Source organism: Nitrosospira sp. Nsp13 (assembly GCF_900101945.1).
Classification (GTDB): domain Bacteria; phylum Pseudomonadota; class Gammaproteobacteria; order Burkholderiales; family Nitrosomonadaceae; genus Nitrosospira; species Nitrosospira multiformis_D.
On record NZ_FMVD01000004.1, the window covers coordinates 273,267 to 288,044 of the forward strand.

The 14,778-nt window shown below is 53.1% G+C and carries 11 protein-coding genes and 1 tRNA gene; 4 read left to right on the forward strand and 8 right to left on the reverse strand.

Going from position 1 to position 14,778, the window contains the following annotated elements:
- Positions 1-26: 26 nt before the first annotated feature.
- The 3 genes from BLO43_RS07350 to hsdR are packed head-to-tail and all read right to left on the reverse strand — an operon-like array spanning position 27 to position 5,644.
- On the reverse strand, positions 27-1,727 hold the full coding sequence (locus BLO43_RS07350; protein ID WP_090906512.1) for a restriction endonuclease subunit S: 1,701 nt from the start codon (positions 1,725-1,727) through the stop codon (positions 27-29).
- Positions 1,724-3,181, reverse strand: a complete 1,458-nt coding sequence (locus tag BLO43_RS07355) for a class I SAM-dependent DNA methyltransferase (protein WP_090906513.1) — start codon at positions 3,179-3,181, stop codon at positions 1,724-1,726. The genes BLO43_RS07350 and BLO43_RS07355 overlap by 4 nt, the downstream gene beginning before the upstream one ends.
- A gap of 3 nt (positions 3,182-3,184) precedes the next feature.
- A complete protein-coding gene (gene hsdR, locus BLO43_RS07360) occupies positions 3,185-5,644 on the reverse strand; it encodes an EcoAI/FtnUII family type I restriction enzme subunit R (protein ID WP_090906514.1) in 2,460 nt (819 codons plus the stop codon).
- 69 nt (positions 5,645-5,713) lie between these two features.
- Between hsdR and BLO43_RS16400 the strand changes: the two genes are divergently transcribed.
- Positions 5,714-5,944 (forward strand): hypothetical protein, encoded by a 231-nt coding sequence (locus BLO43_RS16400; RefSeq protein ID WP_139149252.1) that lies wholly within the window; start codon positions 5,714-5,716, stop codon positions 5,942-5,944.
- Positions 5,945-6,108: 164 nt separating this feature from the next.
- On the opposite strand, the gene BLO43_RS07365 is transcribed toward BLO43_RS16400, so the two are convergent.
- Positions 6,109-6,184: transfer RNA gene (locus tag BLO43_RS07365), tRNA-Phe, on the reverse strand.
- A gap of 328 nt (positions 6,185-6,512) precedes the next feature.
- On the opposite strand from BLO43_RS07365, the gene BLO43_RS07370 reads away from it, so the two are divergent.
- The 3 genes from BLO43_RS07370 to lspA are packed head-to-tail and all read left to right on the forward strand — an operon-like array spanning position 6,513 to position 10,848.
- Positions 6,513-7,502 (forward strand): bifunctional riboflavin kinase/FAD synthetase, encoded by a 990-nt coding sequence (locus BLO43_RS07370; RefSeq protein ID WP_090906515.1) that lies wholly within the window; start codon positions 6,513-6,515, stop codon positions 7,500-7,502.
- A gap of 25 nt (positions 7,503-7,527) precedes the next feature.
- On the forward strand, positions 7,528-10,353 hold the full coding sequence (gene ileS / locus BLO43_RS07375; RefSeq protein ID WP_090906516.1) for an isoleucine--tRNA ligase: 2,826 nt from the start codon (positions 7,528-7,530) through the stop codon (positions 10,351-10,353).
- Positions 10,354-10,386: 33 nt separating this feature from the next.
- Positions 10,387-10,848 carry a signal peptidase II gene (gene lspA, locus BLO43_RS07380; RefSeq protein WP_090906517.1) on the forward strand — a complete coding sequence of 154 codons (462 nt, stop codon included), beginning with the start codon at positions 10,387-10,389 and terminating at the stop codon, positions 10,846-10,848.
- A gap of 149 nt (positions 10,849-10,997) precedes the next feature.
- Here the strand turns inward: lspA and BLO43_RS07385 are convergent, their stop codons facing one another.
- The 4 genes from BLO43_RS07385 to BLO43_RS07400 all read right to left on the reverse strand — a co-directional run.
- Positions 10,998-11,564: a cob(I)yrinic acid a,c-diamide adenosyltransferase gene (locus BLO43_RS07385; RefSeq protein ID WP_090906518.1), complete on the reverse strand. Its 567-nt coding sequence runs from the start codon at positions 11,562-11,564 to the stop codon at positions 10,998-11,000.
- 47 nt (positions 11,565-11,611) lie between these two features.
- On the reverse strand, positions 11,612-13,150 hold the full coding sequence (locus tag BLO43_RS07390) for a DEAD/DEAH box helicase (protein WP_090906519.1): 1,539 nt from the start codon (positions 13,148-13,150) through the stop codon (positions 11,612-11,614).
- A 361-nt stretch (positions 13,151-13,511) separates the two neighbouring features.
- Positions 13,512-14,297, reverse strand: coding sequence for a hypothetical protein (locus tag BLO43_RS07395; RefSeq protein ID WP_090906520.1), 786 nt, complete (start codon positions 14,295-14,297; stop codon positions 13,512-13,514).
- Between the two features lie 302 nt (positions 14,298-14,599).
- The coding region (locus BLO43_RS07400) for a NapC/NirT family cytochrome c (RefSeq protein WP_175443890.1) at positions 14,600-14,778 on the reverse strand (179 nt) is incomplete at its 5' end.

The window sequence follows — 14,778 nt, forward strand, 5'->3', positions numbered from 1 at the left end:
CTAGAACAATATCCATCGCCATCTTCCTAGACAAGAGTCAGAGCTTCATGCAACACGGCTTCCAGCAGGCGGCGGCTGTCAGTTGCTGTGGTTGTCAGTTGGGCTTCCAGGTGGTCGCAGAAGTCCATCAGTTCATCGACTTTGGCAACGATACGGTATTGTTCGGCGAGGGGAGGGAGGGGGAATGGATAGTTGCGGAGAAATCCAAGAGAGACAAATGGTTGCAGCCCGCCAGCTGCAAGCTGCCGCATTTCAATTGCCGCGTTTTGTAGGAATAAGCGCAGAAAACCTGGATGTGAGCTGGGGCGGTGAAAATACTTAAACAGGGCAACGTTCTTGATGCTGAAGGTACAGTCAGTGTCCACAATCACCGGATTGCCAATACTCCCGATCATTGCTAGAAGGATATCGCCTCTTTCCACAAGTGATCTTTCAGAAATTTGCCGGTGATCCTGTTCGCTAATGAATTTAATGTCATCGAAAGAGAGTCGTCCGGTCGAAAGATTTTTGCTTGTAATTAGTGGGTATCCGATATCGACATACTTTGGTGTGTCATGTGTTCCATCTCTTACATCATAAGCAATCCCCAAGCGCGTAGCTGTCCATAGGAGGGGAAGATTGAACGGAATGTCACCCTCGGCTAGCGGCTCAAGTGTCTTCGTTTTCCGTAACTTCCCCTCCTTTAACAACCGCCCCTGCTCCGCCTGAATCCGTTTCAGCATTTCCGCCGCTGGTTCCTCATTAGGATCTTGAGGAACAAGGCGGCCGCGCACGGCGAGGTTGAGGATGGTTTGACGCAGTTGCTTGATATGCGCTGGGCTGGTGGTGAGACGCGGCAGGTGGTCGAAGGTGAAGCAAGCATCCGAGCGGAAAGTTTCATCATCGGCAGGCTGATTCAGCCGTTGTAGGGTGGCAGCTACCAACCGGTCGCGACTTTGCTCCCGCTCGTCTTTCGCCGCCTCCAACTGGTCACACAGCGTCATCAGTTCGTCAATTTTGGCGACGATGCGATGTTGTTCGGCGAGGGGTGGCACGGCTATAGGACATAGGCGAATATCTTTAAGATAAAGGGCGTTTACAGCCATCCCCTTTGTCACCCCTCGAATAAACAACTGACCAACGTCGCTTTTTAGAAAGTAAGCCAAGTATTGTGGAACCAGTTCTGATAAGGAACGTATCAGTATGACGCTGCCCATTAAGCAAAACACAGCATTTAACTTGATCACACAGCAGCGCCCGATAGTTCCTCGACTGCATATCAGCAAATCTCCAAACCGAGGGTCACAACGTTCTCGGAATCGTAATCCATCCTTGTAAGATACATATTGAGGATCATCAAGCGAGACCCCCCTATCCAGAATATGCTTTGCTGTGAGTAATAACATGCCGTTCTGAGCTTTGTTCGGGGACAAGTGCTCGCCATCCGTAATCTTTGACGCAACTTCATCGAGTCTCAACCACAACCAACCATCCGGTAATTTAAACGGGATATCTTCATTCGCAATAGACGGTAGCTGTAATTCCTTCTTTGTCGTTCCATGTGGAAACAGCAATGCCTTCTCCGCCTGAATCCGCTTAAACAACTCCGCCGCTGGTTCATCGTCGGGAACTTGTTCAACTAGCTTGCCGCGCACTGCCAAATCAAGAATGAAGCGGCGGAGGCGTGGAATAGCGTCGGGAGCCTCACTAAGGCGAACGAAGTGCTGCAGCAACTGTCCAGAATTCATCGCAACAGCGCCTCGGCCAAAATGTTCTTGAGCTGGTCGCGCAGACCGGCGGTCTTCTGTTCGTCCCGTTCCAGCTTGGCAAGCAGCTCTTGCGGATCGCCGTGGTCGTCGGCAACGGTGTGCGGGTTTTTGAAGTCGAGGTTGTAGTTGCGGGCCTTGATCTCGGCGAGGCTGACTTTCCACGCGACTTCGGTTTGCTGCCGCGTTGCCCGTTCCGCCCCGCCCCACCAGTCCACGCAGCTTTGCAGATGCTCAACCCTGATAGGCTTGGTCATCGAGTATGCCTTTTGGTTTTCCGGTACACGGTGCTCATAAAACCAGATTTCTTGTGTTGGCGTCCCTTTCTCCAAGAACAGCAGGTTGGTGCCGATGCTGGCATAGGGCTTGAACACGCTGTTGGGCAGACGCACGATGGTGTGCAGGTTGCACTCTTCGAGTAGATGTTCCTTGAGGCGGGTTTTAACGCCTTCGCCGAATAGTGAGCCGTCCGGCAAGACAATGGCAGCGCGGCCGCCGGGCTTCAACAGACGGATGAACAGGGCCAGAAATAGGTCAGCGGTTTCCTTGGTACGGAAATGCGCGGGAAAGTTGGACTCGATGCCATCTTCTTCCTTGCCGCCAAACGGTGGATTGGTGAGAATAATATCTACCCGGTCCGATTGGCCATAGCTGATGTAAGGCCGCGCCAAGGTGTTGTCATGGCGCACGAAACTGGGATCTTCGATGCCGTGCAGCAGCATATTGGTGACGCAAAGCATGTGCGGGAGCTGTTTTTTCTCCACCGCCCGCAGATTGGCCTGCATGCTCTGTTCATCCTTGACTGTTTTGACATAGCGGTCGCGCATATGGCGAATGGCGCAGGTGAGAAAGCCGCCGGTGCCACAGGAGGGGTCAAACAAGATCTCACCCGGCTTCGGGTCGATGCGATCCACCATGAAGGCGGTGACAGCGCGGGGAGTGTAATATTCGCCCGCATTGCCCGCACTTTGCAGGTCGTTGAGTAATTGTTCGTAGATGTCGCCGAAGTGCTTGCGTTCGGCCAAATCGTTGAAATCCACGCCGCTGATCCTGTTGATTACTTGGCGTATCAGTTGGCCGGACTTCATATAGTTGTAGGCGTCTTCAAATACACTGCGCACAACACGGCTGCGGTTGGCATCCTTGCCAATGATAGGGAGTTCCTTGAGCTTGGGAAATAGCTCGGTATTGATGAAAGTCAGCAATGCGTCGCCGGTGATGCCTTCCGGATCAGCGGCCCAGGCCCGCCATTGCAGGGATTCCGGGATCGGGGAGCGATAGTTGTCCTGCATCACCTCCAGCTGTTGATCCTGGTCGTCGACGATTTTGAGAAAGAACATCCAACAAAGTTGGGAGAGACGTTGGGCATCGCCATCGACACCCACATCCTGGCGCATGATGTCCTGGATGGATTTAACGATAGTTCTGGCTGACATGGTTTAAATAACTTCCTGATAAAGAGCGGCTTGCAGTTCGTGAACGGCGTTCTCGAAACTGGCGCGTGAGCCGAATTGCTTGATGAGCTGGAACGGGGTTCCCATCTTATTGAAGGGGGGAATTTCAAGAATCTTGGTGTCATCGAGACCAGCGACCATGCCTTCGTCCTGATATTTAGCAAGCAGGGCTTCAAGCACGGCGCGCGCTTGTGGACCGTACTTGGTGAATACGTCACGCTTGCGCACATTGTTAGCGCGGTCATGGCGCGTGAGTGGCGGCTGGTCGAAGGCAATATGACAAATCAGGTCAAACGGATCAAGGTCTTTGCCAACCTCTTCCAGCAATGGTGCCAGCAACAACCCCTCTTCCGCCAGTTCTTCAATGATAGCTTCCTTGCGCTTCACGGACTTCCAGCGGCGTAAAAACTGATCGAGGCTGGTGTAATGCTGGCGGATCGCCTTCCGGCTGTAATCGCGCAGGGATTCAGTAATTAACTTGCCGTTTTCATCGAGATATTCTACCCGCTCGGTCAGCACCGTGACCGGCCTGCCTTTGATGTAGAACTTACGCGGGGCATCTCCGCGGTCTTGAGGTAGATGGATATCTGACGGTTCGCCATCGACCACCGTTTCGTCTGCGCCGGGTTGTGGCGGAATGGGGTCTTCATCAGCGTTATCAGGTGGCGGCATGTCGTCCGGTGGAACGACGGGGTCATCCTCACCTGGCTCATAAATTTGTACCGGCTCGCCGTCGAAATCAGGATCGGCAAAGTGGTTGGTCGCTTTGCGAAAGTCGATCAGGGTGAAGTAATACTTCTTCGTATCTTCATGCACCCGTGTACCCCGTCCGACAATCTGCTTGAACTCGGTCATGGAGCCGATTTCGCGGTCGAGCACGATCAACCGGCAGGTTTGCGCATCGACCCCGGTGGAAAGCAGGCGTGAAGTGGTAACAATGACTGGGTAAGTCGCTTCCGGGTCGATGAAGTTGCCAATCTGCGCCGCCCCCTCGGCATCGTTGCCGGTGATGCGCATGACATAACGTACATTCTGCTGGACGAGATCCTGGTTTTCATTGATGAAGGCTTGGCGCATCCGGGCCGCATGTTCGGTATCCACGCAAAAAACAATCGTCTTCTGAAATCGGTCGCCACTTTGTTTAAGATGGTCCGACACCCACTTGGCGACGCGCATAGTGCGCTCGTCAATCACCAGATTTCGGTCAAAATCCTTCTGGTTGTAAATGCGGTCATCGATTTCGTGCCCATACTGGTCGATTTCACCCTGCTGGGGGCGGTAGCCTTCCACATCCACGTTCAGATGTACCTTGATGACCTTGTAGGGGGCGAGGAAACCATCACGAATGCCCTGTCTGAGCGTATAGGTATAAACTGGCTCACCGAAGTAATGAATATTGGAAACATACTCGGTTTCTTTGGGCGTGGCGGTAAGACCAATTTGCGTGGCGGCGGCAAAATATTCCAGGATTTCCCGCCAGGCAGAATCTTCGGCAGCACTGCCACGATGGCATTCGTCAATGACGATGAGGTCGAAGAAGCCAGGTGAGAATTCACGAAACAGTTTTTGCCGCTCTTCGGGGCCGGTGATGGCCTGATACAGCCCGAGATAGATTTCGTAGGCGGTATCAATACGGCGGTTCTGATCAAGAGCTGTCGCAATGCCTGCTAGGCTGCCGTCAGCTCGTTCAATAGTTTTGGCGCCGGTACTCAGTTTAGCCATGGCCGCACCGAATGGGCGAAAATCATTGACCATGGTCTGGTCGATCAATACATTGCGGTCCGCCAAAAACAGAATCCGCTTCTTTTGCTTGCCCTTCCATAGTCGCCAGATGATCTGAAAAGCGGTGTAGGTTTTGCCGGTCCCGGTCGCCATGACCAGCAAAATGCGGTTCTGACCTTTGCTGATGGTTTCAACCGTGGCGTTGATGGCGTTGCGCTGGTAGTAGCGCGGTTCCTTGCCGCTGCCGTCGTCGTAATAGGGTTGCAGTACAATCTTTTCCTGAGCGGGCGCCAGTCCCTTCCAGGTGCAGTATTGCGTCCACAGCGTTGCAGGGCTAGGGAATGCGTCAAGCGAGAGCGTAATTTCCAGTTGTGTGCTCAGACCGGTGCGATCATGAAACACGAAACCGTCACCATTGGACGCGAATACAAAGGGAATATCGAGTGTGATGGCGTAATCCAGCGCCTGCTGCATTCCGTCGCCTATGGCACAGTTATTGTCCTTGGCTTCAATGAGGGCGATTGGAAAGTGCTGATAATAGAGGACGTAATCGGCCCGCTTGGCCTTGCCTCGAGTGACCAGCTTGCCCCGCACAATGATGCGGCCCTTGGTGAAGAAAACTTCGCGGCGAATCTGGATTGCTTCATCCCACCCAGCCTGAATGATGGCGGGTGTGATGTACTTGGCGCAAATATCGGATTCGCTTAGCGTTTTTTTGGTCATGTTGTCCTATATAACGCCACAGAGTGGAGAGCAAGGTCAGAGTTAACGCAGTCGGGGGGAGGCTCTAATTTGCCATTAAACCGACCTCATGCGCCATTTGTCGATTTTATCAAACTCGGCAATATAGGCATGGACGCCAACTCTGATAGCCGGTTTCGGCTTTCAGGCAAAGTGATAGGGAAGCTTAATGCCGTTGAAAAGAATTACCGTGGCAATCCTTATAGCCGGTGGACACGATACAGTTCGACCGGCGACGTGTTGCAAGGTAACTCGCACGGTGTTTTTCGCACCTTGAGTTAATACAAGCAGTGGGCAAGAGATAGTCCGGCAAATTTTCGTTTCTGAGGAGGTAAAAAGCAGCCGAAGCGCTGTCTCATTGAGAAAACACGGTTACAAATCGGTTACATTTATTAATAAAATAAAAAAGTGTACACAAGCATTCGCCTGTAACTCCTTAATTTTATTGGTGGCCAAGGGCGGAATCGAACCACCGACACAAGGATTTTCAGTCCTCTGCTCTACCGACTGAGCTACTTGGCCATTTGAACCTATTCATTCCGTGACACAAGGATAGCAGCTTCAGAAGCTACGCTATCCTGAATACACAATATGAAATTTACCTACGCCGCCAGCGAGTACCAATCATGCTTTCGGGAGTCCGCAATTCTAGCACAGCGCAAAACTCATTGGAACACAAGCGCACACCACGGAACGGTCTGCCAAAGAACACGAACGCGACTACGCGAGCCCTTGCGCCGGTGTCGTTGATCTCCACTTCCGAACGAGCGAATCCGTTATTTATGTAACTGCCGTATAGACCCGCTTGCCCGCAACAGGCTACAATTCAAGCTTTTAGTAGCATCTTGTCATGCATGTTTCCCGAGGCATCCCCGTTCAGGCAGAAGCTCCCGTTGCGCTGACTATAGGCAATTTCGATGGGGTGCATCTAGGCCATCAGGCGATGCTTGTCCGTCTGAAGGAAGCGGCTAACCGGCTCGATCTTACCGCTTGTGTGATGATTTTTGAGCCGCATCCGCGCGAGTTTTTCGCGCCGGATCAGGCGCCCACGCGGCTTACCAGTCTGCGCGAGAAGCTGGAGTTGCTGGCGGCGGCAGGCGTGGATCGGGTGCAGGTATGCCGTTTCAATTTTGATTTCGCCAGGATCAGCGCGGAAGATTTCATTGTCCGCATCCTGCGGCAGGGGCTTGCCGTCAGGTGGATTCTGGTGGGCGATGATTTTCGCTTTGGTGCACGCCGCGCCGGTGATTTCACCATGCTGAAATCGTTTTCCGCCGAATGCGGTTTCGAAGTGGAAGAAATGCCTGCCTACGCCGTGAATGGATTGCGGGTTTCGAGCACGGCGGTTCGGGAGGCTTTGGCGGAGGGAGATCTGGACCTTGTTGGGCATCTGCTGGGGCGGCCCTATGGTATCAGCGGGCGGGTGGTAAGTGGTGACAAGCTTGGCAAGAAACTTGGCTTCCCCACCGCCAACATCCAATTGAAGCACAACCGGCCTCCTCTGTCGGGCATCTGCGCGGTAGAAGTCGAAGTAGGAGTCCGTGGCGCTGCGGCTTCATCGTTGCCGGGAGCGGTCAGGGGTGTAGCCAGCCTGGGCGTGCGCCCGACCGTACATGAAAATGGCAAGCCGGTGCTGGAGGTCCACCTGTTCGATTTCGATCAGGAAATTTACGGCCGTCATTTGCGCGTACATTTTCTGCACAAACTGCGGAATGAGGAAAAATTTCCTGATCTGGAAACGCTCACACAACAGATAGCGCGAGACGTGGAGGATGCAAAACATTACTTTACTTTGCACCCTTCCACGTTTTCCGCTGGAATTGAAAAACCTTTTACATAGATCGAATTGATGTTGGCTATATTCCATGACCGATTATAAAAAGACGCTAAACCTGCCCGACACGCCTTTTCCCATGCGCGGCGATCTTGCCAAGCGTGAACCCGCCATGCTCAAAGTCTGGCAAGAGAAGAAGCTTTATCAAAGAATCCGCGAAGCCTGCCAGGGTCGTCCCAAATTCGTGCTGCATGACGGACCGCCTTATGCCAATGGCGATATACACATCGGCCATGCGGTCAACAAAATCCTCAAGGATATTATCGTCAAAGCCAAAACGCTGGCTGGCTTCGATGCCCCTTATGTACCGGGCTGGGATTGTCACGGGCTGCCGATCGAACACCAGATTGAGAAAAAACACGGCAAAAATCTGCCGGCGGATAAAGTACGCGCACTGTGCCGCGCTTTTGCGCAGGAGCAGGTAACACGGCAGAAAGCGGATTTTATCCGGCTTGGCGTGCTGGGCGATTGGGATAATCCTTATCTCACCATGAATTATCGCACTGAGGCAGGCATTATCCGCGCACTGGGGAAGATTCAAAGAAGCGGGTTTCTCTACCAGGGCCAGAAGCCCGTCAACTGGTGCATCGATTGCGGCTCTGCGCTGGCGGAGGCAGAGGTCGAATATGAAGACAAGACGTCGCCAGCGATTGATGTCGGCTTCGAGGTCATTGGTTCCCGCGCCCAAAATGCCGGAGATCCTCTCCCGCACCCGTTAGCTACGGCTTTTAGCATATCCCTGCCAGAGAACACCAAAGTATACGCGGTGATATGGACTACCACACCGTGGACGCTACCCGCCAATCAGGCGGTGTCAGTACATCCCGATTTTGATTATGCGCTGGTGGAAACGCCTTGCGGATTGCTCATACTGGCCGCCGATCTGGCGCAAGCCTGCCTTGATCGCTATGGGCTGTACGGGGAAACGCTCGCGACGTGCAAAGGCGCGGGGCTGGAAGGCACTCTGTTGAATCATCCCTTCAACGGACAGGAGGTACCTATTATTTGTGGCGGGCACGTAACCCTGGAAGCCGGGACAGGCCTGGTGCACACGGCGCCAGCACATGGGCTGGACGATTATTTTATCGGCCAGAAGTACGGTCTTTCCAATGATAGCCCGGTGGATGACGATGGCAAATTCATCGCTACCACACCGGTCGTTGGCGGATTATTTGTATGGAAAGCCAATGATGTGGTGATCGATACACTCAGGGCTAGCGGACACCTGCTGCATATGGAAAAGATCCAGCATAGCTACCCGCACTGCTGGCGGCACAAAACCCCGATCATTTTCCGGTCCACGCCACAGTGGTTCATTGGTATGGGCCAGGATAATTGGGCAGGCAGTTCTCCTCAGGAGAAAACGCTGCGGGAACTTGCTATAAATGCCGTGGAAACCACGCAGTTTTATCCCGCATGGGGTAAGGCCCGCCTGGAAGCGATGATCAAGAACCGGCCCGACTGGTGCGTATCGCGCCAACGGGACTGGGGCGTGCCCATGGCATTTTTTGTACACAAGGAGACGGGGACTTTGCATCCGCGTACCGAAGAATTGCTGGAACAGGTAGCGAAGCGTGTTGAACAACGCGGGATAGAGGCATGGTTCAGCCTGGATGCGGCGGAGTTACTGGGGGAAGAAGCGCAAGACTACAAGAAACTCCCAGATACGCTGGATGTGTGGTTTGATTCCGGGACCACGCACGATACGGTTCTGAAGGCCAATACCCAGCTTAAATACCCGGCTGACCTTTATCTGGAGGGCTCCGACCAGCATCGCGGGTGGTTCCAGTCCTCGCTTCTGACGGGTTGCGTGATTGATGGGCGCGCACCTTATGATGCATTGCTCACCCATGGTTTCGTGGTGGATGGCCATGGTCACAAGATGAGTAAATCCAAAGGTAATGTCATTGCTCCGCAAAAGGTAATGGATAACTCGGGGGCGGATATTCTGCGGCTATGGGTGGCATCCACCGATTATTCCGGCGAGCTTTCCATTTCGGATGAAATCCTGAAGCGGGTGGTGGAGAGTTATCGGCGCATACGTAATACGCTGCGCTTTCTTCTCGCCAATCTGGCTGATTTCGATCCCGCTACGGATGCGGTGGCAGTGGAACAATGGCTGGAAATAGACCGCTATATGCTGGCTTTCACCAAAGAGCTTCAGGATGAACTGACGCAGTGTTATCAGCGTTACGAATTCCACCTGGCGGTTCACCGCCTGCATAACTTCTGTTCCGAGGATTTGGGTGGTTTCTATCTGGATATTCTCAAGGATCGGCTATATACCGCTGCCGCTAAAGGTATCCCGCGCCGCTCGGCCCAGAGTGCGCTATATCACATCGCCCATAGCCTGGTGCGCTTATTTGCGCCCATCCTCAGCTTTACCGCTGAAGAAGTATGGGAGCATTTGACAGGCAGCGCCGCCGACAGTGTTCTGCTGCACACTTGGCACGAATTCCCATTGCAATCGGATGAAACAGTATTGATAGAGCGCTGGACCCGACTACGCGAACTGCGCTCGCTGGTGCAAAGACAATTGGAGGACTCGCGCGGCCGGGGGGAAATCGGTTCATCGCTTGCCGCCGCGGTGGAGATTCATGTCGGCGGAGAAGATTTTCTGTTGCTCGATTCGCTGGGTGACGATCTTCGACTTGTCATCGTCACCTCCGAAGCTCGCGTGATCAGGTCGGAGACACCGCAGAATGTGGAGGTTGCTGTCACCCCATGCACTCATCCGAAATGCGAGCGTTGTTGGCATTATCGCCAGGATGTGGGAATCGATTCCGGCCGTCCCACGATCTGCGGCCGATGTGTATCCAATCTTTTCGGTTCGGGCGAAGCCCGGCGATATGCCTGAGATGACGGACTATGCATGGGGGCATCAGGTACGATGAGACTTCAAGTCGGCCTGATCCTGGCTTCGATCATACTGGTACTGGATTTTGTCACCAAACGCTGGGTGGAATCCGCTTTGTTTTACGGCGAGCATATTCCATTGACCAGTTTTTTCAACCTGGTGCTGGCGTATAACGCAGGCGCGGCGTTCAGCTTCCTGAGTGACGCAGCCGGCTGGCAGCGCTGGTTTTTCAGCGCGATAGCAACGGGAGCCTCGGTGCTGATTGTTTATCTGCTGCGCAAACATGCGGCCGAGAAGCTATTTTGTGTTGCGCTAAGCCTGGTGCTGGGTGGGGCACTGGGTAACTTGTGGGATCGCATTACGCTGGGTCACGTGGTGGATTTCCTGGACTTTCATGTCGGCGGCTACCACTGGCCCGCGTTCAACGTAGCGGATTCCGCGATTTTTATCGGCGCCGTGTTGCTGATCGTCGATAGTTTCCGGCGTAAGGAATAGCGCAGAATGGATTGGAAATGTGCTGGGGGAGCTTCGTGAATCCGGCAACCGCGTGCTTATTTATCAGCCTGGCGTTCTAATTTTGCAAGAACTCTCTTGCGACTTGATTTTCATCGTTGGGATGAGTCCGCTACCGGATTCAGGATAATTTAGACAGGATCCGGCACACGATTCTTTCCTGGCTGCCATAACACATCTTCCACCCCTTGCTGACGATTTAAAACACGGCTCAGCACGAATAGAAAGTCTGACAGGCGGTTGAGATACTGGATGTGAAATGGGATCATTGCTTCGCTTCGAGCCATCCTGACCAACCATCTCTCCGCACGACGGCATACGGCGCGCGCGACGTGACAAAGGGCGGCTGCGCGAGCGCCACCGGGAAGTATGAATTCCTTAAGTGCGGTTAGTGTGGAATTGTACTCATCGAGTTGGTTCTCTAACCGGCTTACTTGCGCTTCACTCATGCTGCTCCGCCCGGGAATGCTTAGATCGCCCCCCAGGTCGAACAAGTCATGCTGGATATTTTCCAGTTTGATACGCACTCCTTCCTCGATATTTTCTGCAAGCAGCACGCCGATGCAGCTGTTAAGCTCATCCACGGTGCCGATAGCTTCGATACGTAAACTCTCTTTGGCGGATCGCGTACCATCACCTAGGCCTGTGGTACCGTCATCGCCCCTGCGGGTATAGATCTTTGTTAGCCGTTTACCCATTGCTACTTCCTATTAATGGAATAATGTGGCAGCGGATCACACTCCCGCTACTCGTCCTGTTGGGGTTTAGGAGGAACTCGCGGCATGAATAGCGCAGGCAGGGGTTTATTTTGCTGCCCCCGGCGAAGATGGTCGGACGGTCTCTCTCCGGTGGATGAGGGTGCCGTCGCGCTGGAGAGTGCGGAAGGAGTATCCGGGGGTTTTTCCGAAGGCGTATAGGGCTGCGTGAACAAGGGATCCTCTGGCGGTTTGACGCGCCCCCCTTGTACGCGCTTGTACTCCCCATGTCCTTCATGTTTATTGAAATCCTTGGAGCGAGAAATCGGATGAGTTTCGTTAGGGCGTTTGCGGGATTCGGATTGTTTCTTCTGTTCCGGCTTGGCAGACTCGTTCCGATTGGGTCGATGATGAGCATCTACCAATCCTTTTTGATGATGCGGTGATTCCGCCTCGAATCCAGCGACCACCTCTGTATTAAGCTTGATTTTCAGAAGTTTCTGGATACCTTCGAGCAATTCGTTCTCATCCTCGCATACCAGCGAAATTGCGTCGCCTTTGGTGCCGGCGCGGCCGGTGCGGCCGATCCGATGGACATAATCTTCCGGCGTGGTGGGCAATTCAAAATTGACGACATGCGGCAGGTCCTCGATGTCCAACCCACGCGCGGCAACATCGGTTGCCACCAGAACCCGTACCACCCCTTCTTTGAATTCTGCCAGCGCCTGGGTGCGTTGAGGCTGGCTCTTGTCGCCATGAATCGCGGTTGCGGTGATGCCATCGCGCTCCAGTTGCTGAGCCAGGCGGCCGGCACCATGCTTGGTGCGGACAAATACCAGCACCTGTTTCAAGTCTTGCGATTTGACAAGATGTGTCAATAATTCGCGTTTACGCTCACGCTCAACCGGATATACCACGTGCGTCACCAATTCGGTAATAGAATTACGCCGTGCCACTTCAATCAATACGGGTTGTTTTAATAGTTTATCCGCCAGTTTTTTGATTTCATCAGAAAAAGTGGCGGAAAACATCAGGCTTTGACGTTGCGGCGGTATCAGCGCAAGAATACGCTTTATGTCGGGCATGAAGCCCATGTCAAGCATGCGGTCGGCCTCATCCAATATCAAAATCTCGATCTTGGAAAGATTCATCGTTTTCTGCTCGATATGATCCAGTAGGCGTCCAGGTGTCGCTACCAGGATCTCCACACCCGCGCGCAACTCCTTCACCTGGGGGTCGATATTCACGCCGCCGTATACCACCGCGCATTTGAGCGGCAGGTATTTGCCGTAGGTCTTGACACTTTCATACACCTGCGCCGCCAATTCCCGCGTGGGAACCAGGATCAATGCGCGAATCGGATGCTTGGCGGGCGATACGCTGGTGTTGGCATGGCGCTGCAATCGATGCAGCATGGGGAGAGTGAAGCCGGCAGTCTTGCCGGTGCCGGTTTGCGCCCCTCCCATTATGTCCTTGCCCTCAAGAATGGGCGGAATTGCCTGTGTCTGAATGGGAGTAGGCTCTGTGTAGCCCTGATCGGCGATAGCGCGCAGGATCTCGGAAGATAGATTGAGTTGATCAAACGACATATTTAGACTCGTAAACCGTCTGCCAACACTTGTTGGGACCGGTCCAGACAAAAGAGTTAATAGGGAGAGGATTTGTAAGACAAAAGAACACAGCCGCTGGTTGCGGCGGTAACCGGAATATTATGCCGCAACTATCAGCAAGCATCATACAACACATTGGGAAATGTCGCCAGAACAACAGCTTGTATCAACTGAGCAGCCTGATGGATCGAAAGGAGATCAGCTGCAAAAGTGCCTGACCGGTCCACATTTCGCCGCTCTTTGGACTAATAGAGTAACTGCTAAGCTTCGAAATCGTCAAAATCTATCCTCGCCCCTCACTTTGCCACCTCGATTCTTCAAGTTTGGCAGAGCGCAGCGCCTAATCATTTCTTACGCCCTGATGGACATCCTTTTGTGGTTTTTCAGCTTTAAACCACTCGCCACCTTTTTTCAAAGCCCTTAGTAACGGCGGAGCGCCACCAATAGCCACCGCGTCGACCAAACAATACCACGCCGCAACACCGCTGGGTGGATTTCCCTGAGACAATGCAAAAATGGGTTCTATGGTTGCCCACTGCCATGTTCCGGCTGCTGTACCAATCAATTCCAGCCAAGTGGTAATAAAGAAGGCGGCGAGATAAACCATGGGCGAGCGGCCCTTAAACAGGTAGATGAGGAAAACACAGAATAGTATCGCACCCACCTGATCGCCCTGCGCCGGGTAGCCGCTAATCCCCCAGATTGACCATATTCCGCACACCAGTACGACAAACGCAGCTATTTTTCGGGCATATTTCAAAAAAAATCCCGAACGCGCAAGCGCAACAGCCGTTAAATAAACCATCCCGTGGCCAGGTGGGACATAGGCTGGTACATTCCCAAACCGGTAAGTATAGCCGCCCATGTAAATGGAGGCGAAATGCTCACCCAGCGTGGCAAATGCCACCGCTATGATTACCTGCATCCGTACTTCTTTATTTTCTCCAAAAAGTAATCCCAGTAGAAATGTCCAGGCAATGATCCCCATGAAATTTTGCTGTTCCATGCTCCCGCTGGCGTCCATTACCAGACTGATCGCCACGCAGAAAAAAGTTAGCCCCGCTATAAAATAGTCGCGCACTCTATGCGAACAGATGACATTGACGGGTGGGAAATTACGCAGCATGGTCTATGCGGATCTTATCTGGGTGGGAAATTCGGACCTGCTCTCGGTTCTGGCAATGCGGCAAATCAATCACTTGCCTATGCTCACATGGAATAGCTTAGCAACGGTGAAATCCGGGTAGTTCAGTTGGATATTCGTTCTTTTTTCTATGAAAAAGACGGTAGTCTTCAAGCAATGCCTGCCGCTATATAGGGGTATTTTAAGCGATTAAAGCCGCCGTTCCAATAGATAAGTTGGAAACGGCGGCTTATGTGGGGAATCAGTCTAGCCAATTAAGGAAAAATCCGCGGAGAAGCACCGAATCATCCCTCCTCTTCTTCCTCCTCCTCGTCGTCCTTATCCTTCTTTTCAGGCTTGAGGACCATCTTGCCTTCCTTGCGGCTGGCATTGAGGTCGGTCTCGGCGACTTCCTTGTGCACCAGGTTCTGATGGCAGTCGATGCAGGTGGCCCCTTCGGTCTCCATCTTCTTGTGCGCGGCCT